This window comes from Leifsonia sp. PS1209 (assembly GCF_012317045.1).
GTDB lineage: Bacteria > Actinomycetota > Actinomycetes > Actinomycetales > Microbacteriaceae > Leifsonia.
Genome location: NZ_CP051154.1, coordinates 859,317 through 880,161, shown reverse-complemented (window position 1 = coordinate 880,161; position 20,845 = coordinate 859,317). Strand labels below are relative to the sequence as shown.

The following is a 20,845-nucleotide window of genomic DNA, read 5'->3' as shown; positions in this document are numbered from 1 at the left end:
ATCGACCCGAGCTCGTGGGCACGCGACCGGAGAGTCCTACCACTTCCCTGATTGGATATCGAGGTCATTCGCAATGATTGCGGCATCGCAATTGCTTGCTTACAATTGCGGACAATCCATCCCGAGGGGAGAACGCATGCAATTAGATGGCAAGACCATCGTGGTCACCGGCGGTAACAGCGGCATAGGTGCCGCCACCGCGATCGCAGCAGCAGCGGAGGGTGCACGCGTCGTGATCGACTACGTCGCCCATCCCGACGACACTGCCGACCTCGTGCAACAGATCGTTTCCACCGGAGGCGAAGCAATCGGCGTCGAGGCAGATGTTTCCCAACCCGACGGCATCCAGAAGCTGATCCGAGCCGCGGTCGACGAGTTTGGACGGCTGGACGTGTTCGTGAACAACGCCGGAATCGAAAAACGCATGTCCCTGCTCGAGATCGACGAGGACACCTTCGACGAAGTTATCGCGGTGAACGTTCGCAGTGCGTTCTTCGGAACGAAATTCGCGGCCGAGCAATTCATCCAGCAAGGCCCCGAGGGAGGTGTGGTCGTGAACATGTCCTCGGTTCATGAGGACTGGCCGATGCCCGGCAATATCGCCTACTGCGTCTCCAAAGGTGCCATGCGGATGCTCACCCGAACGGCCGGGGTCGAGCTCGGCCCGCACGGGGTGCGCGTCGTCAACGTGGCCCCCGGAGCGGTGAACACTCCGATCAATGCGGCGACGATGACCGACCCGGACAGTCGCCGAAAACTCGAGCAAAGCATCCCGCTCCGAACGGTCGCCGATCCGTCGGCGATCGCCGACACGGTGATCTTCGTGGCGTCCAACCAGGGCCGTTACCTGACAGCGACCACCGTTTTCGTCGACGGTGGGATCATGCAGGGAAGCGTCGGGCTGTGACCGCGGCGCCGCACATCCTCATTCTCGGTGGCGGGTATGCAGGCTTCCACGCTGCTCGAGGACTTCGCCGCGCCGCACTGTCCGGACGCGTGCGCGTGACGGTGGTCGAACCGCGACCGTACATGACATACAAACCCCTGCTGCCCGAAGTCGCTGGGGGCCACACCCAACCTCGTGATGTCACCGTCGACCTTTCCCGGCCGCTCTCCTTCGCCACCGTCGTCGGCGGGACGATCGAATCCGTCGACTGCCGGTCGAAGACCGCCGTGATACGCACCCTCGACGGAACCGAACGAGCGACCCGATACGACCACGTTGTCTTCGCCCTCGGCGCCGTCACGAAAGCAGCGCCAATATCCGGTCTGGCCGAACATGCCGTCGGATTCGAATCACTTGAGGAGGCCGTGTTCCTCCGCAACCATGTCCTGGACCGCATCCAATCTGCGGCGAGCACGACAGACGCCGCCGTTCGCAACCGCGCCCTCTCCTTCGTCTTCGTCGGCGGCGGTTACACCGGGGTTGAAGCGATGGCCGAGCTCCAGGATCTCGCCAGCCGCGCCCATGCAAGCTACCCCACTTTGGACCAGGCAGCGCAGCACTGGATTCTTGTGGAAGCAGCTGGTCGGATCGCTACGGAGCTACCCCCTTCGCTCTCCGACTGGACCCTCCGCCTCCTCCGGCGGCGCGGGATCACCGTGAAAACGAACACGGAAATGCGCTCCTGCGAGAACGGTATCGTCCACCTCACGGACGGCACCCAGCTCGGCGCGGACACGATCGTGTGGGCGGCCGGCGTCACCCCCAACCCGGAGCTGGACCGGACGAACGCTCCCCGAGGTAGCAAAGGTCACGTTCAAGCCAACGCGCGCCTCCAAGTGATCGACAACGACGGCACACCACTACCTGGTGCGTGGGCGATCGGCGACAACGCCGAAATCCCCAACCTCACCGCGCCCTCACAACCCGCATTCTGCCCGCCAACTGCCCAACACGCTCTCCGACAAGCCCAACTCGTCGCAGACAACATCCTCCGCGTCCTGGATGGCACCGAACCGTTCGCGTACCGGCACACGTCGCTCGGCACCCTCGCGAGCTTCGGCGCACGGCGCGGCGCCGGCGTCGTCAAGGGCGTGCCGGTTCGAGGCCAGCTCGCCTGGGTCATCGACAAGGCCTACCACGGTGCAGCTCTTCCCAGCATGTCCAGACGGATACGACTCGCGGCGAACTGGGCCGCAAACGTCCTCGCAATCCGGGACCTGACATCCACGTCCGCCGTCCAACATCCGCGCAGGACTTTCGAGCGGGCGATCGCCGGGCAGACGGAGGAGAAGAATCACGCGCCGTAGGTCCACCGCCAGGCCCTACTTGTGCGGTTGACGAGCTGAGCCAGGCGGGGCGATCGTTCGGAAGCTCGTCTTCTCGTTCACGCGACGATGAGTACCGAGCAGAGCAGCAATACGGACACGCCTTGTATGACGGCGCGCAGCGTGATGATCGATTCCCATCGATCCTGCAGCTCCCGCGCATTTTCCGGCACCTCACCCGCCAATGCGGCGGCGCTGAGTCGCGCATTGATCGGCTTCGAGATTCGCGTGAAGAGAACCAGCCAGGTAAGCAGCAGCAGTAGTGCCGCTCCCGCGAGGAAACCGGGCGCTGGCATCCGCCCGATGAAGGCGATGATCGCCGTGGCCGCGGTGAACACGACGCCAAGGATGCCGGCGATCGGGAGGCGACGGTCTCCAAAATGGTGACCGCGCCCGACGGCCTGCACGAGCGTGCGCGCATCCACACCGGCGTAGACCGGGCGGAGTACGACCGCGGCGAGCACGTCGGCGCCGAAAATCACGGCTACTCCAAGGATGGCGACTGTGGTGGTGATCGAAACGATGACGTCCATGCGGGGTCCCTTCTAGGCTGGGTCTGTCTACGGCTGGGGCGTGAGTTGGGGATAGCCGAACTGCTTACGAGTCAGCGCGTCGAATGTGCGGTCCGGAAGGATGGTGGCGAGGGCGACGGCGATGTTTGCGCCAGGGCCGATCCGGTAGCGAGTTCGCGGCCGTCGGGTCAATGCCGCTTTAGCGATAATGGCCGCCACTGCATCGGGGCTTGAGAATTGCCTGGTGAGCGCTGGGTTGGCGAAATAGGTGCGCATCGCGGAGGCCATCGCCGAGTATGGTCCGCGCGCGGAAGCCCGCTCCACGCGTTCCATCGCGTTGTCGTGCCAGTCCGTTGCAACGTAGCTCGGCTGAACAACTGTGACGTCGATTCCGAACTGCGCGACTTCGCCGCGGAGCGAATCCGACAACGCCTCAAGTGCGAACTTGGAGGCGTGATACCAACCTCCCATTGGGGCAGCGAACTCCCCAGCCAGCGAGGACACGTTGACGATCCTTCCCCGACGTGCGGCTCGCATCCCTGGCAGGACGGCTTGTATCAGCCCGATCGCCCCTAAGACGTTGACCTCGAGTTGCCGGCGGGCGTCGGCGAGCAGCGTTTCTTCGACGCTGCCGAATTCTCCGTATCCGGCGCAGTTGATGAGCACATCCACACTGCCTGCGAGACGGTTTACCGTGTCCACCGCCGCCAGGATCGATTCCTCGTGGGTGAGGTCGAGAGCGACAGGGGTGACGCCTGGGATCTCGGCGATCGCCCCCGTCGTGCGGGCAGCGCCAAAGACTGTCGCTCCGCCCGCGGCGAGCAGGCGAGCTGTGCGAGCGCCGATGCCCGCGGACGCACCAGTGATCAGAATCGTAGTCATGAACAGCTCCTATCTGTGAATGTGATTCACAGATAGGGACGCTACAGTGAACGCCATGCACAGTCAAGAGGATCGCGCGATTCGGCAACTCTGGGGTCTCGGCGCCCCTGCGGGTCGAGGCCCGAAGTCGCGGTGGAGTGCGGCCGAACTCGCGGGAGCGTCCGTCGATCTCGCGGACGAAGTCGGTCTTGGTGGCATCTCGCTCGGGAAAGTCGCCGAACGGCTCGGCATGACAACCACGGCCATCTACCGCTACGTCGACTCAAAGGCAGAGCTTGTCGAGTTGATGGTGGATGCTGCAATCGGCGACCCCCCTCCGATCCAGGGCGATGACTGGCAGCAACGGTGCCGGGCGTGGGCGTCGCAGCTCGCCGACCGCTACGCCGAACACACCTGGCTGTGCGAAGTCACGCCGACGAGGATGCCGACGCAGCCGCGCGCGTACGCCTGGATCGACGCCCTCGTCGGCGCGATCACAGATCAGACCGACGTCGACGCGCTGCGGCTAGCGCTTCTCTTGGACAATCTCGTCCGCACCTACGCCTCACTCGAGATGAGCCTGCGTCGCGCAACCCCGACGCCGTGGCTCGCCGACATTGTCTCTGCCCGCTATCCGCGGCTGGCGATTGCAGCCGACCAGGACGTCTCGGACGCTCGCCTCGAGCTCGAATTTGCTGTGGATACCGTACTCCGCGGCGTGCGATGACGCGCATCTCGGTCGAGGGCTGCACGAGCGTGAACGGACTGTGCACGCCGACGGGGCCTTGCCTACTCTGGACGACAGTGCGGCGAAACGTCAGCCCTGCCCGGCAGCAGGGGCAGTGTTCTGCCTGGTTCCCCGTTCCTGCAGAGGAAGCGTGGCCAGCATCTGATAGTAGCGACTCATTGCTGGGACGTACTCCTCCCACCTCGGCAGAGCCGTCCGGTCGTGCACCGCGACGAGCCGGTCGAGGTAGTAGTCCCAGCGTGCCCCTTCCGAACTGTCCGTCAGCACACCAAGGCGACGGCCGAACGTGAGCGTGGTGTGGCCACCGGATTGGACGACATGCCAGTAGACCCGCCACGAGTCTCCCGCGCGCCCGATGTCGGCAGCGAACCGATGTGGCGCCTCACACTCGAGTACTGACACATCCTCCCAGGCGGCGTCGTCCCCGTTCAGCCGGAAGCGGAGCGCCCCGGTTGCCGGCGACCCCGTGAATTCTCCCACCCAGCTGGCCAGTCGCGGGGACCGGCTCAGATAGGACCACACCTCTTCGATCGAGGCGTGGAAGATGCGGTCGAGGACGACGTAGACACCGTCGTCTCTCCGAATCAGGCGACCAGTTGGCGCGGCCATGAAGACCTCCTCGCGTCCAGGAGAGCACGAGTTCGTGCTCCTTCGCAACCGTTGCGATTTCGCAATGAATACTACTACGATGAGATGGGTTGGCGGTGGGGATACTGCCGCCGGCCCGCCACCTCGACGACCAGCGGGCTACGCGCCCGATCGCCCCGAAAGTAGACGCCCCCTTTGCTCCTCGCCGACTCCGGATTCACCGGGCCCTCCATCAACGACTTCTTCCCACCCGCCCTGTTGTTCGCAGGGACCCCGTTCGAAGTCAACAGGGTCACCATCATTCGCCTCATCGCCACGCTTGCGATCGTTCTCGTCTTCGGGCTGGGAACAAGACGACTGAAGGTCGTGCCCGGTCGCTGGCAGAGCGTTATCGAACTCGGCTTGGACTTCGTCCGCGTCAACATCGCTGAGGACCTGTTAGGAAAGAAGGACGGCAGACGGTTCCTGCCGCTCTTGACGACGATCTTCTTCATGGTGCTCTTCTTCAACCTCACCAGCATCATCCCCGGACTGAACATGGCGGGATCTGCGGTAATCGGAGTGCCGTTAGTGCTCGCCATCGTCACCTACGGCACGTTCGTCTACGCTGGCATCCGACACTCACCGGGCGGCTTCTTCCGCAACGCGTTGTTCCCACCGGGCGTGCCGTGGCCGCTGTACATCATCGTCACCCCGATCGAACTGATCTCAACGTTCCTGGTGCGACCGGTGACGCTCATTCTGCGGTTGATGATGAACATGGTCGTCGGGCACCTGCTGCTGGTGCTGTTCTTCTCCGGGACCGAATGGTTTATCTTCGAAGCACCCGGGTTGTTCAAACTGTTCGGTGTCGGCACGCTAGTGTTCGCATTCGCGTTCACACTGATGGAGATCCTCGTCGGGGTGCTGCAGGCATACATCTTCACCTTGCTGACGGGGGTTTACATCCAGCTCGCGGTCGCCGACACCCACTGACCTGACCCTCAACCGCGCGGCCGAAGTTGGGTGCGGAAGTAGTCCTCCAGGTGGTCGTCGCCGAACGGGGACGCCACCATATTTTCCGTCAGCGCCGCGACCAGAAACTGCGCCGGCCCGTACACTCGCTGTGGGGTGACGGCGGACGCCGCCGCGATTGCTGCTCGCGCGAGACGACGCGGAACGTGAACGATCCGCGGCCGCCGGTCGGCGACGTAGAACGCGAGCTTGGCAACATCCTCGTAGGAGTACACGTCCGGGCCGCCCACCGCCCGCTCGGCGACACCGGCGGCGGCGGCTTCGAGACAGGCCGTGGCGAGGTCCGGGCCGGAGATGGGGTTGATGAAATTGCGGCCGTCACCGATCAGGAATGCCCGACCGTGTTGCGCCATGCGCAGGAACTCTCCCATGTCGGAGAAGAACCCGGTCGGCCGAATCACGGTCGACCGCAGCGGCGACGCTGTCAGCTCGTCGACGAATCGTTCCTTCGCCGCGACCAGACGAACACGACCGCGCAAGGTCTCCCCGCGCAGCACCGACACGTACACGAACCGGCGCGCCCCGGCCGCTTCCGCCTCCCGCAGCAGCGCGAGGTTCCCGGCGTAGTCGACCTTCTCATACCCGACACCGTCCCGCTGCCGGGTAACGCCGATTGTGGAGATGACCGTGTCGACATCGTCGGCTACATGGCGCAGCGAGTGCGGGTCGGTGACTTGCCCGACGAACACGTCATCAGCGGTCACGGTCGTCCGTTGCTCCTCCCGCCTGACGAGAGCCCGCGTCCACACCCGACGGCGCCGGAGCTCCGCCACGATGCACCCGCCGAGGTGTCCGGTCGAGCCCGTGACGAGGACCCGTCCAAAGGCATCGCCAGTCATGTCAGCGTGCTGGTGCGAGGACCCGGGAGTGAACGTGTCCTCGCACCAGTCGCCGCCACTCGCAGCTCACATTCCACGAGTGTGCCTCTATCTGCCGCCCGTCTCCGGCGTATCCGGTCCCGGAGGCCGCCCAGCGCGTGCGCCGTACCCGTCAGCCTCCAACGTGTCGGGCCCAGGAGGCCGACCATTTGTGGTCACACGCTCCACCCGGTGGCCACCCCGCTCTACCGCGAGCCGCATCTTGCGGGCGTTCAGCACGTCGCCGATGAACAGGTCGTAGACGAGGACACCGACGATGCCGCCGATCAACGGACCCAAGATCGGCACCCACATGTAGCCGCTGAACCAGTCGCCATCTCCCGGCACAGCGAGGTTCCCCCATCCTGCCGCCCAGGCGAGGAGCCGCGGCCCAAGGTCACGGGCCGGGTTGATGGCGTACCCGGCGTTCGCGCCGAACGAGATCCCGATCGCCGCCACGGCGAACCCGATGATCAGCGGACCAAGATTCGACTGCACCGCCGTGTTCCTCAGATCGATCACCGCGACCACAATCAGCACCAGGAACATGGTGCCAACGATCTGATCGATCAGCGGCCACCACATGTTCCCGTGAAAATACGGCGCGGGGAAAGTGGCGAAGATCGAGAACGACGCCAACGTATGCCCATTGACCTTCGTTCCCTTGCTCGCCGCGTCGAACGCATTGATCGCACTGACGTATACGAGCAGCACCAGCGCGGCTCCGACGAACGCACCCACAAGCTGCGAGGCCATATAGGGCAGCACTTTCACCCAGGCGAACTTCCGCCGGATCGCAAACGCTAACGTGATTGCCGGATTCAGGTGGGCCCCGCTGACACCGCCGGCGATGTACACGCCAAACACCACCGCGAACGCCCACCCCCAGGTGATCAGCAGCCAGTCGCCCGTTCCGAGGAAGAACGTCGTCGGCCCTTCCGTGCGCCCCGAGCCCGGCAGCGCCGCCACCGCCATCGCAACCACCCCGTCACCAAAGCTGATCAGCACGAACGTGCCAAGAAACTCGGCCAAACACTCACCCCAGAGGCCACCTCGTCGCTTCAGTCCGGAACCTCGGAACAGGACCGGGATCGATTCGTCAGTCATGCCGCACCTCCACCATCGAACAGGTACGGGCACGCACCACCAGCGTGTCCTTTGCAATCGAATGCTAGGACGACCTTCAGAAAAATACAAGGTCTAGCGCAACCTTTGCGAATACGCAAAAGCAACGGTATCGTCATCCCATGACAGACGCGCCCACCACACCCTCAACAACAAGGAAGGCGACAACGTCGAACAACGCCCCCGACACGAACCCCACCAGGGCTGCCCCGGAACAGAGCGATCGGTCCACGGATCGCCCGGGAGCAGGAGGGAAGCGCCGACACCGAGGCGCTTCCCTCACCGCCCCATTCGAAGAGTCAGCGGATGACGTCGGCGATCCGTCCTGCTGGTTGCATCGACTGTGCAACGAATGCGGTGCAGTACTCGAGGAGCGTGACACACGATGCCCTCGATGCGGGACTCACCGATCAGAAATCGCAGGCTGAACCGCGTCAGACGCGGAAAGCAGCCTCTACGCCCTGACGACCACCCATCCGATAGAAGCACGTCGCGAGACATGCCATGCAACGGCTCACGGTCCTCGTGTGACAGAACCGAGCGAATGGTGGTCGCGCTCCCGCTGCTCAATCGCACAATCGGTCAACGGCTCCGAACCGCCCAACGACGGGCAGGCAGCCATCGCGCGAATCACTTATGGAGACGTGCCCATCGCGACCACCCGCGGTTACCAGTCAACCGAGGAGCGCCGACGGCAGATGATCGACGCTACATCCGGGGTGATCGCTGAGCACGGCTTCGCTGCGACATCCTTCGCGCGCATCCGCGAAGTCGCGGGCCTCAGCAGCACCCGCATGATCTCGCATCACTTCGTCGACAAGGCGGCCTTGATGGGGCGGTGGTCAAGAAAATAGTCCAGGGTGCGGCGGCGACCGCCGATACTGCACGCCCGTTGCGATCACGACACCGCGGGCGAACATATCCGTCTCGTCGTCCACGCCTACACGAAATCCAGCGGAGGTCCAGGCCAGCGCGGTCGCCGAACGCGGGGCGATGATCCGGGCGCCGATCTTCACAGCTTGCAGTGTCCCCGCTCGAGTCAATTCACGGCTGGAGACGCCGTGCGGGAAACCCAAGTAGTTCTTGATGCGCGACGATGTCCCCGCTTTGCCACCAACGCCAAGCTCTTCGACAAGCAGCACGTCAAGACCGTCAGAGGCGCCATACACCGCGGCTGCCAGACCAGCCGGTCCAGCCCCGACGACGAGCATGCCGCACCGCTCCAGCCCATGCGCTTCCCTAAGGTCGAGTCCGAATGCGGCGGCGGACTTCCGGTTGGTGGGACTCGAGAGGACGCGTTGCCGACCGGTCACCACGCATGCACCGTTCTCCGGCAGCTCGCACCCCGCCGCCAGGGCGCCCCACGCCGCACCGTCGCCGCGCAGCACGGTGCGGTAGGGAATCCCGTTGCGCTCGGCGAACGCCCGCAGCCTGCGCAGGTCGGGATCGCCCTCGTCGCCGGCGAGAACCAAGCCGCCCTCGCCACCGAGCGCGCCGTGCGTCGTTCACGAACTTCTCGAGGAGCACTCTTCCCAACCACCCTCCGAAACGCCGGAAGCACCTGGATGGTTATGAGGGTCGACGCTGCTCCCTCGTCCGCCCCGAGAGCGAATCCGGCTCTATCGTCTCCGGCCTCGACCACAGTCGATCGCTCGAAATTCCGGGTCCAGAGGTCGAGATTCCGATCGAGCGCGGGCGTCCACTGTTCGAGCCGGTCGAGTTCAAATTCCGCCATTGGCCTGTTCGGCGACATAGATCATCGAGATGTCATCGACTCTGGCACCCCTCACTGTGAGCGCACGAGCGGGATGCGCCTCCAGGACGACCATCAGCGGTTGCTCCTTCTTATCGAGTTCTCCGGAGATCATAGCGATCGCTTTCCCAGCGGACAGCACGCCACGTGCGCAGGTTTTGCTGGCATTGGCGCACGCTGTCGTCGGGTTGCCCGTCTGCCTGACCGTCGATCGTAGTTCGCTGCCGCGAGCTGCATTCCGGGCTTTCGCGGCATATCCTCACTCGCTGCGCTCCCTGCGGTATTCCACGACCCGGCACTGCGCTCCGCTCCCGCTCACCCTCGATCCCCTTGCCAGACAGGCGAACAAAAACAGTTGAAGGGAAACAGAAAAATGAGCGACACCACCACCGCGGCGGGCACCATCGAACACCTCGACCCGCACACCCTCATCATCGAGGACAACGTGCGACCCTCCGCACCCATCACCCCCGCCTTCGTGCAGTCCATCAAAGAGAACGGGGTGCTCACCCCCGTCCTCGCCCACCGCACAGACGGCGGCCAGGTGACCGTCCGGGCAGGACAGCGCAGGGTGTTCGCCGCCCGCGAAGCAGGGCTGGCCACCATCCCCGTCTACCTGGTGGAGGCAGACGAGGTGGCTGCGGAGCGGATCGTGCAGCAGATAGTCGAGAACGACCAGCGCGAAGCCGTCAGCGACGGCGACCGTGCCGCCGCGTTCCAGCAACTCGCGTTCGAAGGACTCAGCGTCACCGCAATCGCACGACGCACCGGGACCAAGCAGAAGGAGGTCCGGACCGCGTTAGCCGTGGTCGAGAACAAGGCTGCGGCGAGCGCAATCCAGGAGCACCCGCTGACCCTGGATCAGGCGGCCGTCCTGATCGAGTTCGACGGCGACGACGAGCTCCGCGCCGACCTCATCCAGGTCGCGACCACGGACCCGGCGCAGTTCGCGCACGCGGCCCAGCGGGCACGCGACGACAAAGCCCGCGCCAAGACAAAGACCGACGCGGTAGCCGATCTGGCCGGACGCGGCTACCTGATCCTCGCCAGCGATCCCGGTTACTACGACACCGAGTACACACGGATCAGCGAACTGCTCACCGCCGACGACCAACGGGTCACCGTCGAGCAGATCGAGAACCAGGAGGGGCGAGCAGCCTTCGTGCGCGTCTACGCGGACGGTGATGCCAACATCAGCTACTTCCTCCACGATGCGAAAGCGGCTGGGTTCCACAGCTACGGCGGCACCCAGTCCACGTCCGGCCCGATGACCGACGACGAGAAGGCCGAGCGGCGCATCCTGATCGCCAACAACAAGGCGTGGGCATCCGCCGAGACCGTCCGCCGCGAATGGCTCACCAACCTCCTCTCCCGCAAGACCCTTCCCAAGGACGTAGCGGTGGTGATCGCGAAGGGTCTGACCATCCACCGGCAGGCGGTCAGCACCGCCGCCCGCGAGGGCAACGAGCTCGCCCACCAGCTGCTCGGCCTGGAGCCGTCCGGCTACTTCGAGAACGACAGGCTGGCCGCGCTGGTCGAGCGGACCCCGGCGAAAGCTCAGCATGTGACTCTCGCGGTCGTGCTCGGAGCGTGCGAATCCGTCACCAGCAAGCAGACCTGGCGGCACCCGTCGTCCACCGACGCCGACTACTTCACCCAGCTCGCCAGTTGGGGGTACAGCCTCAGCGACGTCGAACAGATCGTCACCGCCCACACGGCAGCCGAGGCGGAACCAGACGCCGCTCAGGTCAGTGGGCGGCCTGGCGAAGGCGACTGATCACCCTGGACGGAAGCGGACCCGCGCACCGAGCCCGCTTCCGTTTTGCGCGGTCAGGAGAGCCCGCGAGTCGTAGCGCCGACCATCGATGGCACGACGACCGGACCTCCTCGCTGGGCTACCCGGTTGAAGGCCAGGAACGGCACACACGCTGTCTCGGCCGTCAGCGCGGCAAGCCGGCCGATCGGTGTGCGCGGGTCAGCGGCGATCGCCCACCCGTCCACGGCGTACCGGCTCACCGTGTCCACGCACTCTTGCTTCTCCGCGGCGGTCGGGTTTGTCGAGCCGACTACCCCGATCAGTCCGCCCTGCAGTTCCGGTCCCATGTCTCTCGTATCGATGACGAATACCCGCATCCTGATCACTCCCCTGGTCGATCGACCCTTCTATGGGTCGGTGTCAAATTGGTCTGCCGGGCCGGCGTGACCAGGTGGAGGCGGTTGTGCTGTCCTGCTCCTGATCGAACCTTCTATGGGTCTGTGTCAAATCAGCGGGTGTTGCGTGGTTGTCCCGCCGATCAGTTTTTTTGCCGTTCCGGCAGAGAGATCGAGAGCGCGTGGAGGCAGCGCAGTGCCCGGCGGGAGCGGTTGCTAAGTGGAGGGAGCGCAGCGAGTGGAGTCTGCAAATAGCGACCGGAGGGAACGGAGATGACGGAGGAAGCTATGATCGGCCGGCCGGAATGGCGAAAATACGGTGGCAGAAACAGCACGCCGCAGGCGTTCCGAACAGCGAGATCTGCGCCGCCTCCGTGCGGCTCCGCTTGGCTGTGGTGGCTAACCCGACTGGGTGTTAGGCCATGACGGCGTTCAGCTGCCGGAAGAGTTGACGAGCCAGGTAGCGTTTCAGGCTGCGGCGGACCTCGCGGCGGCTTTTGCCTTCCGCGGTTCGACGCGCCATGTAGTCCTGAGTGGCGCGGTCGCAGGTAAGTCGGACCCGGATGATGGTGTCCAGTGCCCGGTTCAGTTGCCGATCGCCTTGCCGGTTCAACCGGTGCCGGGTTGTGTTGCCGCTTGAGGCTTGCAGCGGGGCGGCGCCGGCGAGGTTGGCGAACGCGGCTTCGCTGCGAATCCGGCCCTTGTGTGAGTAGGCAGCGACGAGCTGAGCGCCGGTGACCGGGCCGACTCCGCGGATGCTCTGCAAGCCGGGAGCGAGTTGCTCGACGTAGTCGGCTAGCACCTCCCGGTTCAGATCGAGCTGCGCGGTGAGCTCGAGCACCGAAAGCGCGAGCCGGCGGGCTTCCTGCCGGATCGTGGTCATCGGGGCGTCTTCGACAGGACGATGCCGCCAGCCGACGATCTCGCGGACCTGGCCGTCCGTGAGCGGCTTGCGGACGTCCATCCCCAGCTGGAAGCTGCGCATCAGTGCGGTGAGGGCGTTACGGTCCGCGGTGCGTCGCCCATCCATAGCTTGCCGCGCCATCAGCAGGACCCGCAAGGCGGCGCGGATCCCGTCCGAACGTGGGGCCGCGAGCCGCTCGACGTCGGTGGCGATGGCGGTGCGTGCCGCGGCAACGGCGTCGATCTCATCGCACTTGCCGCGCGCAGCACGCGCTGCCCGTTTCGGGGGCCGGACATCGCAAACGGCCAGGCCCGCGTCCTGGAAGACCCGGGCAATGACAGCGCCATAGGAGCCAGCCCCTCGATCGCGATTAGCAAGCGACCATCACCGCGGCGATGCATCCAGGCCAACGCCCGGCTGATTCCGGTGGGCGAGGTGGGGAACATCGCCGAGTCGATCACCCGGCCAGTGTCCGCAGCTAGCACCGCGTAAGTGTGGGTCTTGGCGTGAGTATCCACCCCGACCACGTAGTCGTATTCGTCGGTCACAGCCGTCACCGAGCACTCCTCCCTTTCTCAACGGACGTTCATCACGTCGGTCAAGGGTGTTGCGAGGCGCATCTCTAACGAGTCACGCAACCCAGAACGCCCGGAGCGGACGACCTTCTATCAAGCCATCGGAACAGACAAACCGACATTCAGCCCCCAGCGCGCGGACGGGTCGATCGGAAGGCACCGCCTCACGGCGGGCCAGTTTTTCTTGGAGTCACGCAGCACCAGGGCCGAAGGTCAGTCTGTCAGCCAGCCTCAGACCAACCACTGATCATTAGAGTTTTTCTTGCCGTTCCGGCACAAAGATCGAGAGCGGGCGGAGGCAGCGCAGTGCCCGGAGGGAGCGGTTGCTAAGCGCAGGGAGCGCAGCGAGTGGAGTCTGCAAAAAGCGAGTGGAAGGAACGGAGCTCCAGCGCGTACAGCATCGGCTACATCAGCGGATGGGCAAACGAAGACCTTGATTTAATTCGCGAGACCGCAGCACGCGTCCTCCGATGCGCGCAGACGCTCGCCCACATGACGGACGAGCGGAACGCTCCATAGAGTTCAATGGGTTCGCTGACAACCTGACTAGCGGCCCCGAACACGACGTCCAGCCGAGCGAGCGTCCCGGCCGACGTGCAGGCAGGAAAGCTCGCCGTCGCCGCGCTGCCCACCCTGGCCAAGGCGACCGCGTACTCGAGCAGGGCAGCCGGAATTTTGTCGCCCGTATAGAAGGTGGCACCGGCATAAGCGATTTTGCGCATGACAGGACGGTCGTCTACGCAACGGCGCGACCAGGGATTGCACCCAGCTGAATTGGGTCTAGGCCTTCGGTGGCGGTACGGGCAGAGCCGGCGTCTGCCGCAACTCAAGCAGCGGGCAGCTGAACGGATCCTTGTCTCCCAGGCCGACGCGGTTGATGTGCCTTGTCACGATGGCGTACGAGCGCAGAAGCCCAGTCTGGGTGTAAGGCACGCCGTGGTCTTCGCAATACGCACGAATAGTGGGCGCCGCGCGCCGCAGGTGTGGCCGCGGCATAGACGGGAACAGGTGATGTTCGATCTGGTAGTTCAGGCCGCCCATCATGAAATCCAACACCCGGTTGCCGCGGATGTTGCGGCTCATCAGCACCTGCCGGCGCAGGAAGTCGAGCTTCACATCGTGTGGCACCAGCGGCATTCCCTTGTGGTTAGGTGCAAACGACATCCCCATGTAGAAACCAAACAGACCCAGCTGCACCGCTAAGAACACCGCCGCCTTACCCGGCGATAGCACCAGGAACACCAGGGCAAGATAACCGACGATGCGGACCACGAGGAACGCGATCTCCACCGGCCTGCGCTTGACCGGCTCCCGGGCGAAAACCCGCCTCACACTCGAGGCGTGCAACGAAAGCCCTTCCAGAAGCAGGATCGGGAAGAAGAACCACCCCTGATGGCCGATCAGCCAGCGCAGCGCCGCAGGGCGTTGTGTCGCTTGCCGAGGGGTGAACGCGATCACCGGCAAGTCAATGTCCGGGTCGGCACCCTCCCTGTTCGGATTGGCGTGGTGCCGGGTGTGCTTGTGCTGCCACCAGCCATAGCTCATCCCGACGAACAAGTCGCCGATGATCAGGCTCACCCAGTCATTCCACCGGCCGGAGCGGAAGATCTGCCGGTGCGCGGCGTCGTGCCCCAGGAAGGCGATCTGCGTGAACAGGAAAGCGAACACCGCCGCCGTGAGCATCTGCCACCAGCTGTCGCCGACGAGCACGAAGACGACCACCAGCGCGCCGGTGAGCAGCGGAACCAAGACCAGCTTGCTCCAGTAGTACCCGTACCGGCGTCGCAGCAGACCAGAGTCCCGGATGATGGAGGCGAGTGCCGTGAACTCACCACCGGAAGGCGGTAGCAGTTTCGGCTGACTGACAGAAACCTCAGACATGGCAACGCCCGATCTGTTGCTCATGGCGTCAAGGTCAAGGCCGCCGCGTACCACCATCGTACGCGCGTGCAGTTCCGCGCTACCCGTGAATCTTCGCCGACTTCGCAGCGGGGCCGTATGGTCATCCCATGAGCAGCGAGCCAACACGAGCGGATATCCCCCGACAGGTGATGGCGGTTATCTACAACCCGTCAACGTTCCCGCCGACGTGCTTCGCAGCGAGGTCGCCGGTGCAGAGGCGGAGCACGGTTGGGCGACGTCGCTCTGGTTCGAGACGGGACGGGAGGACTCGGGTACCGCTGCAGCCCGGGCCGCCATCGCCGCGTCACCGGATGTCATCCTCGCCGCCGGCGGAGACGGAACCGTGCGCGCAGTCGCTGAGGAAATCCACCCGACAGGCATTCCGCTGGCCCTCCTGCCCTCCGGCACCGGCAACCTTCTCGCCCGCAACCTTCACCTCACTCCGGACGACCTGCCTCGAACGGTCGAAACCGCGTTCACCGGAACCGAGCGCCTAGTCAATATCGCCACTGCGTCCTACCGAACGCCCGATGGTGCGCTCCAGCAGCGGGCGTTCGTCGTGATGGCCGGCATCAGCTTCGACGCGCATACGGCCTCGAACTCCAACAGCGCGTTGAAAAAGCGGATCGGGTGGGCCGCCTACGCGGACCCCATCGCCCACTCCGTGCTCAAAGGCAAACGCATCCGCCTCCGGCCGGGGATCGACGGCGGTCACGCCCACACGCTCAACGCACACACAGTGATCGTCGGCAACTGCGCCACCATCACCGCGAACATCCCGCTCCTGCCCGACACCATCGCTGACGACGGGCTACTCGACGTTGTCGTCTTTCGACCCCGAGGCCCCGCCGGTTGGGCGGAAATCGGAACACGACTGGCAACAAACGGCCTCCTCGCCCGAAGCCGCCCAGGCCGCTGGCTGATGCGCAAGACCCCGACCTGAATGCTCTCGACTACGTGCAGGCCGGCCGCTTCGACGCCCACTTCGACTCTCCCCAAGAACTCGAACTCGACGGCGACCCCGTCGGCCTAGTAACCGCGGTCAAGCTCACGGTTCATCATCGCGGTCTCCCCCTTCGCGTCCCCCGCTGAACGAAGCATCCCGCACCCATCGTTTCCCCGCCCATACGCGGGTACCGTGACCGGCATGCTGACAGTAATCGTGATCCTCTTGGTCGTCTGGGCGATCCTGGCTGTCGTCGGGTTTGCGATCCAGGGCCTGCTCTGGCTGGGCATCATCGGCATCATCCTCTTTATCGGAACCTTGATCTTCGGTATCGTTCGGCGCAGCGCCCGCAAGAAGAAGTCCGCCTGACTTCCTGCGTCAACGCCCAGGCGTACACTCCGAACTACAGCGTCCTGGACCCAGACCGCTCTATCGGCAAAGACCTCTGCCGATGCCGGTCAGGAGGACACCATCAGAGTCACTCGAGTTTCGACGCTTCCGCCATGGACCGCCCATGTCTGACGATGCCTACACCGACGCGGCACTCGCCCTCACGGTGGCGGCCGAGAACGGATCCAGTCTCTGCCTTTCGTTCCTGAACGCGCTGCCCGTGACCCATGCCGCCATCTCGACACTCGGCGCACCCTTCGGCTCTGAGACGATCTGCGCATCGGACAGCCAGGCGGCTCGCCTGGACGAACTGCAGATCGACTTCGGTGCTGGACCCTGCTGGGTCGCGCTGCAAACAAGGACCCCCGTCGTGGACGCTGACCTGAACGCGCCGAAGGAATCGGGATGGCCCGTGCTGCGCGACGCGATCCGCGACACCGGGATCCGCTCCCTGTACGCCTTCCCCCTGGTAATCGGGGAACTGAATGTGGGCGCTGTCGACCTCTACGCCACCACACCCGCGGCCCTGAACCCGACGCTGATCGCCCGCGCATCCGCACTAGCCGACCTCGCCGCAACCCACGTGGCCCGGCAGGTGATCCGCCGCCTACCACCCGTCGACCGCGACGACACCGACCCCGCCGCGTACTCCAGACGCGAGATCCACCAGGCAACCGGCATGATCATCGCCCAGATGCGTGTGAACGCAGCAGACGCACAAGCCCTCCTCCACGCGCACGCGTTCACCCTCGGCCGCCCCGTGCGCGAAGTCGCGGCGGACGTCGTGGCCCGGCGGATCAAGTTCACCCGAGACGACACTGCGGACCGCGACTAAGGTGAGGACATGAGGGCCCAAAGCAAGGAGCGACAGCTCGCCGAAGCGTTCGTCACCCTCGCCGACACCATGGTCGACGAATACGACGTCGTCGACCTCCTGCACACCGTCGTCGAACTCTGCTCCTCCCTGCTCGACGCCACCGACGCCGGCATCCTGCTCCCCAACACGGCAGGCGACCTCGAAGTCGCCGCGTCCAGCAGCGAGCGCAGCCGCCTCATCGGACTGCTGCAGCTCGGCGAGGGCGAAGGGCCCTGCGTTGACGCATACCGAACAGGCGACCTCGTCACCGTCGACAACATCGCCGCCACATACGCACGTTGGCCGTCCTTCGCGATCGCCGCCGCCGAATCCGGGTACGCCTCCATGCACGCCATCCCGCTGCGACTGCGAAAAGAGACCATCGGCTCACTCAACCTGTTCCGGGACCGCACCGGCGGATTCTCGGCCGATGACGCCGTCACCGCCCGAGCACTCGCCGATGGAGCAACAATCGGCATTCTGCATGAACGCTCCCTGCGTGAATCGGACATCGCCCGCAGCCAGCTGCAACACGCGCTCGACAGCAGAGTCATCATCGAACAAGCCAAAGGCGTGATCGCGCACACACAGAATGTGGACATGGACGACGCCTTCCAGCTAATCCGCGCCCGCGCCCGCAACACCCGCACCCGTCTCTCCGAGGTCGCCCGCCAAATCGTCGAGCACCCGTTCGACACCGCCGCCGCGGCGCCGAGGTCGCAGCACTAACCCATTCGACGGAACCTGTGCCCGCAGACAGGTTGCGCCCGTAGCATCCAACATAAGGGCACCGATCGGCCAAACCCCCGGTGAACCGCGTTTGGCGGCGCCCACTGACACGCTTCCCGCGTTTCTCACGACCACGCCGCCCCGGAACAGGACACTTTGCGCGGTCGCCCCATCGCCTTCTGAATCTGAAGCTGCCGCAAACACCCGCCACCTGATCAGCCGACGGTCTACTGCACTTCCGAACAGATCAAGAAGCGCATCCTCATGGGCTATCTGAGCCTTGACGGCTACGAGACCGAACTCGACGACCGCACCCTCGCGCACATCCACGTCGTAATCATCCACAAACTCAGCAACGGGCTGCCAGCCAGCCCGCGTCTGTCTCCGCCGAAAAGTTACATCCACCGCCTGGGCCGCGTCCGCGCGATGTCGCTCAGGCGGTACCTTATACCGCCAGAACAGCACCGACGTGGCGGGCGACGAATTCGAATTCGCGGTGAAAGGGCGACCTGTTCACCCCGAGCGCGGACTTCCCCATGGTGCGCCCGGCACGACGTCCGGCGTCACTCCCGCGGCCGCGAGAAACACGACGTAGCGCGCTGAGTGAGTACCTGGCGCGACGGTATCAGCGACGGCGGACTTCCCGGTACGGCGGCCGCGGCTCGCGGTTCTGGAAGGTGAGAATCGCCGGGTTCACGATCGAACCGTCCTGGATCTCGATCGCGCGCCGGATGGTCGGGTCGGCCTGCCAGGCGTCGGGGCCAGCCATCACGACCTCGAGGAACGGCGTCAGCGCCTCCCCGATCTCCCAGGTCGCGGAGTCCCAGAGGTAGGACGGACTGTGGTCGACGGCGTAGTACTGCACATGATCGCCGACCTCGATGATCGGGGCGTCGAAGCTGGTCGAGCGCGCCCAGCTGAATCCCATGCCCTCGTCGCACGAGACGTCGACGATCAGGCTTCCCGGGGCGAAAGCCGAGAGATCGTCCTCCGTGAGGTAGGTGAGAGGCGCGTTCGGATCCTGCAGGGTGCAATTCACGACAATGTCCGCCTGCGCGAGAAAGGGGGCGAGCGGCACCCTCCCGGCGTCGGTGATGACGTGACTGAGGAACGGGGCGTCGTCATCGTGATCGAACTGCACGATGCGCACCGAGTGGATCGGAGAGCCGACCGCGGCGACCTCCCGGTTGGTGAGGACCTGCACGTCGTGGATGCCGTGGGCATTCAGTGCGGTCACCGCACCACGCGCGGTCGCTCCGAACCCGATGACGACGGCGTTGAGCCGCCGGCCGTAGTCGCCTGTGCGGCCGACCAGCCCGAGAGCATGGACCACTGAGCTGTACCCGGCGAGCTCGTTGTTGACGTGGAAGACGTGCAAGGCGAAGTTGCCACTGCTCGTCCAGTGGTTCATGGCCTCGAAGGCGATCAGGGTCAGGCGCTTGTCGATTGCGCGCTGCGTGATCTCTCTGTCCTGCACGCAGTGCGGCCAGCCCCAGAGCACTTGGCCGTCGCGGAGGTCGTCCAGGTCGGACGGCTGCGGTTTGGGGAGCAGCACGACATCGCTCGACGCGATCACGTCGGCGCGGGAGGCGATGCGTCCGACCAAGGGACGCAACACCTCGTCGGTCGCACCGAACCGAGCGCCGTACCCGGTCTCGAGCACGATGCGCTCCCGCAGCTCGGCCGGGATGCGGTCGAGACGAGCCGGATGCAGCGGCAGGCGGCGCTCATCCGGCTTCGCCGAGGCCGCGAGGACGCCGAGCGTCAACGGAACAGAAGAACGGGAATCGGCCGACATGTTGGCTCCCTCATGGGCGCCGCGGTGGCTCCGTTGTCCCAGCCTAAGCCCGCACATTGCGTAGAGCGCATTCGCAGGTCCTATCGGGAAGACACGACCGAGTCACGCGAGACGGCGATCCACGGCACGATGTCGATCTCCCACCGCGCCCTCCGCACCGCGTTGTCAATCCACCCTCCGCCGCCCCACCACACCATGCCAGCGCACCTGCGCATCCCTGAGAGCGAGGAGGCACATGCCCAGAAAGGACGACACCCCAACTGCTTCTCGTCGTGGGTCGATACTCCGACCCGGACACGGCCCTGGCCTCCCGCGCCTTCACGGGACGATTGCCGAATTCGATCAGCGGGATGTCTCCAGCTGCGCTTCCGAACGGTTCTGTCTATCGATACGGGAGACCGTTGCCCGGGCCGACGTCCCATCCTGCAACGCGCATCAGCAGGGCGTCGCCTCGGGATCGCTGTCGGCCTCGTTGGATGCGGCCTCTCAGACGGTGAGCCCGCGACCGCCGGTGCCTACCTGACCACAACTGGCGAGCTGAGGGCAGCCAATCTCTCACGTTCCAGCCCCCCGGTCGGTGGCCGGCATGCCCAATCAGCTGCGGGAGGAGACCGATGCAGTGACCTGAGCTGCGGCTGTCTTAGTCGTCCGACGCGCGTCTGGTGTCGAGGCTGGGGATCAACGCCGCGAGCCCGTCGAGAATCATGACAAGCCCGAATTCGAACTCGTCACCGAGGTCTGAGATCGGTCCACGCCGACAGCATCACAGGCCGCCGTCCGCCCGAGCCCCTGTCTCAATAGCTCCCAGAACCGCGCCTCCCGAACGCGGTGTTCCAGCCTCGATCCCATCTGCAACACTCCTGAC

The 20,845-nt window shown here is 65.0% G+C and carries 21 protein-coding genes and 1 pseudogene; 10 read left to right on the top strand and 12 right to left on the bottom strand.

Features of this window, described 5'->3' with window-relative positions; translation table 11 throughout:
• Window positions 1–73: 73 nt before the first annotated feature.
• Window positions 74–907, top strand: coding sequence for a glucose 1-dehydrogenase (locus tag HF024_RS04310; RefSeq protein WP_247597299.1), 834 nt, complete (start codon window positions 74–76; stop codon window positions 905–907).
• Entirely contained in the window at window positions 904–2,253 is a 1,350-nt protein-coding gene (locus HF024_RS04305) for an FAD-dependent oxidoreductase (RefSeq protein ID WP_085369567.1), read from the top strand. Before HF024_RS04310 ends, HF024_RS04305 begins: the two co-directional genes overlap by 4 nt.
• Before the next feature lie 77 nt (window positions 2,254–2,330).
• Here the strand turns inward: HF024_RS04305 and HF024_RS04300 are convergent, their stop codons facing one another.
• Both HF024_RS04300 and HF024_RS04295 read right to left on the bottom strand, forming a co-directional pair.
• Complete coding sequence (locus tag HF024_RS04300; protein WP_085369568.1) at window positions 2,331–2,804, bottom strand: DUF1772 domain-containing protein; 474 nt, start codon at window positions 2,802–2,804, stop codon at window positions 2,331–2,333.
• 27 nt (window positions 2,805–2,831) lie between these two features.
• Window positions 2,832–3,665, bottom strand: coding sequence for an oxidoreductase (locus HF024_RS04295; protein WP_168688770.1), 834 nt, complete (start codon window positions 3,663–3,665; stop codon window positions 2,832–2,834).
• Between the two features lie 55 nt (window positions 3,666–3,720).
• On the opposite strand from HF024_RS04295, the gene HF024_RS04290 reads away from it, so the two are divergent.
• Window positions 3,721–4,371 (top strand): helix-turn-helix domain-containing protein, encoded by a 651-nt coding sequence (locus HF024_RS04290; RefSeq protein WP_168688769.1) that lies wholly within the window; start codon window positions 3,721–3,723, stop codon window positions 4,369–4,371.
• A 90-nt stretch (window positions 4,372–4,461) separates the two neighbouring features.
• Here the strand turns inward: HF024_RS04290 and HF024_RS04285 are convergent, their stop codons facing one another.
• On the bottom strand, window positions 4,462–5,001 hold the full coding sequence (locus HF024_RS04285; protein ID WP_168688768.1) for an SRPBCC domain-containing protein: 540 nt from the start codon (window positions 4,999–5,001) through the stop codon (window positions 4,462–4,464).
• Between the two features lie 174 nt (window positions 5,002–5,175).
• On the opposite strand from HF024_RS04285, the gene atpB reads away from it, so the two are divergent.
• Window positions 5,176–5,955, top strand: a complete 780-nt coding sequence (gene atpB / locus HF024_RS04280) for a F0F1 ATP synthase subunit A (RefSeq protein ID WP_247597298.1) — start codon at window positions 5,176–5,178, stop codon at window positions 5,953–5,955.
• An 8-nt stretch (window positions 5,956–5,963) separates the two neighbouring features.
• On the opposite strand, the gene HF024_RS04275 is transcribed toward atpB, so the two are convergent.
• Entirely contained in the window at window positions 5,964–6,833 is an 870-nt protein-coding gene (locus HF024_RS04275; protein ID WP_168688767.1) for an SDR family oxidoreductase, read from the bottom strand.
• An 87-nt stretch (window positions 6,834–6,920) separates the two neighbouring features.
• Window positions 6,921–7,958, bottom strand: coding sequence for an MIP/aquaporin family protein (locus HF024_RS04270; protein ID WP_168688766.1), 1,038 nt, complete (start codon window positions 7,956–7,958; stop codon window positions 6,921–6,923).
• Between the two features lie 545 nt (window positions 7,959–8,503).
• Here HF024_RS04270 and HF024_RS19760 point away from each other — a divergent pair.
• On the top strand, window positions 8,504–8,830 hold the full coding sequence (locus HF024_RS19760; protein ID WP_247597297.1) for a TetR family transcriptional regulator: 327 nt from the start codon (window positions 8,504–8,506) through the stop codon (window positions 8,828–8,830).
• On the opposite strand, the gene HF024_RS04255 is transcribed toward HF024_RS19760, so the two are convergent.
• The gene (locus tag HF024_RS04255) at window positions 8,819–9,448 is read right to left on the bottom strand and encodes an FAD-dependent oxidoreductase (protein WP_168688765.1); all 630 of its coding nucleotides are present in this window, start codon (window positions 9,446–9,448) and stop codon (window positions 8,819–8,821) included. The genes HF024_RS19760 and HF024_RS04255 overlap by 12 nt on opposite strands.
• Window positions 9,449–9,697: 249 nt before the next feature.
• Window positions 9,698–9,844, bottom strand: a complete 147-nt coding sequence (locus HF024_RS04250; RefSeq protein WP_168688764.1) for a hypothetical protein — start codon at window positions 9,842–9,844, stop codon at window positions 9,698–9,700.
• Window positions 9,845–10,102: 258 nt separating this feature from the next.
• On the opposite strand from HF024_RS04250, the gene HF024_RS04245 reads away from it, so the two are divergent.
• Window positions 10,103–11,506 (top strand): ParB N-terminal domain-containing protein, encoded by a 1,404-nt coding sequence (locus HF024_RS04245; RefSeq protein WP_168688763.1) that lies wholly within the window; start codon window positions 10,103–10,105, stop codon window positions 11,504–11,506.
• 53 nt (window positions 11,507–11,559) lie between these two features.
• On the opposite strand, the gene HF024_RS04240 is transcribed toward HF024_RS04245, so the two are convergent.
• The 4 genes and pseudogenes from HF024_RS04240 to HF024_RS04225 form a co-directional block, all read right to left on the bottom strand.
• Window positions 11,560–11,862, bottom strand: a complete 303-nt coding sequence (locus tag HF024_RS04240; protein WP_168688762.1) for a hypothetical protein — start codon at window positions 11,860–11,862, stop codon at window positions 11,560–11,562.
• Window positions 11,863–12,295: 433 nt separating this feature from the next.
• Window positions 12,296–13,341, bottom strand: a pseudogene (locus tag HF024_RS04235) (IS110 family transposase).
• A 422-nt stretch (window positions 13,342–13,763) separates the two neighbouring features.
• Window positions 13,764–14,081, bottom strand: coding sequence for a hypothetical protein (locus HF024_RS04230; protein WP_168688761.1), 318 nt, complete (start codon window positions 14,079–14,081; stop codon window positions 13,764–13,766).
• A 58-nt stretch (window positions 14,082–14,139) separates the two neighbouring features.
• Entirely contained in the window at window positions 14,140–15,240 is a 1,101-nt protein-coding gene (locus HF024_RS04225) for an acyl-CoA desaturase (protein WP_210724064.1), read from the bottom strand.
• 208 nt (window positions 15,241–15,448) lie between these two features.
• On the opposite strand from HF024_RS04225, the gene HF024_RS04220 reads away from it, so the two are divergent.
• The 4 genes from HF024_RS04220 to HF024_RS04205 all read left to right on the top strand — a co-directional run bounded on the left by HF024_RS04220 (window position 15,449) and on the right by HF024_RS04205 (window position 18,182).
• Window positions 15,449–16,204 (top strand): diacylglycerol kinase family protein, encoded by a 756-nt coding sequence (locus tag HF024_RS04220; RefSeq protein ID WP_168688759.1) that lies wholly within the window; start codon window positions 15,449–15,451, stop codon window positions 16,202–16,204.
• 195 nt (window positions 16,205–16,399) lie between these two features.
• Window positions 16,400–16,576: a hypothetical protein gene (locus tag HF024_RS04215; protein ID WP_168688227.1), complete on the top strand. Its 177-nt coding sequence runs from the start codon at window positions 16,400–16,402 to the stop codon at window positions 16,574–16,576.
• A gap of 145 nt (window positions 16,577–16,721) precedes the next feature.
• The gene (locus HF024_RS04210; protein ID WP_168688758.1) at window positions 16,722–17,432 is read left to right on the top strand and encodes a GAF and ANTAR domain-containing protein; all 711 of its coding nucleotides are present in this window, start codon (window positions 16,722–16,724) and stop codon (window positions 17,430–17,432) included.
• Between the two features lie 9 nt (window positions 17,433–17,441).
• Window positions 17,442–18,182: a GAF and ANTAR domain-containing protein gene (locus tag HF024_RS04205; protein ID WP_168688757.1), complete on the top strand. Its 741-nt coding sequence runs from the start codon at window positions 17,442–17,444 to the stop codon at window positions 18,180–18,182.
• A 625-nt stretch (window positions 18,183–18,807) separates the two neighbouring features.
• Here HF024_RS04205 and HF024_RS04200 read toward each other — a convergent pair.
• Window positions 18,808–19,980, bottom strand: a complete 1,173-nt coding sequence (locus HF024_RS04200) for a N(5)-(carboxyethyl)ornithine synthase (RefSeq protein WP_168688756.1) — start codon at window positions 19,978–19,980, stop codon at window positions 18,808–18,810.
• Window positions 19,981–20,845: the final 865 nt, after the last annotated feature.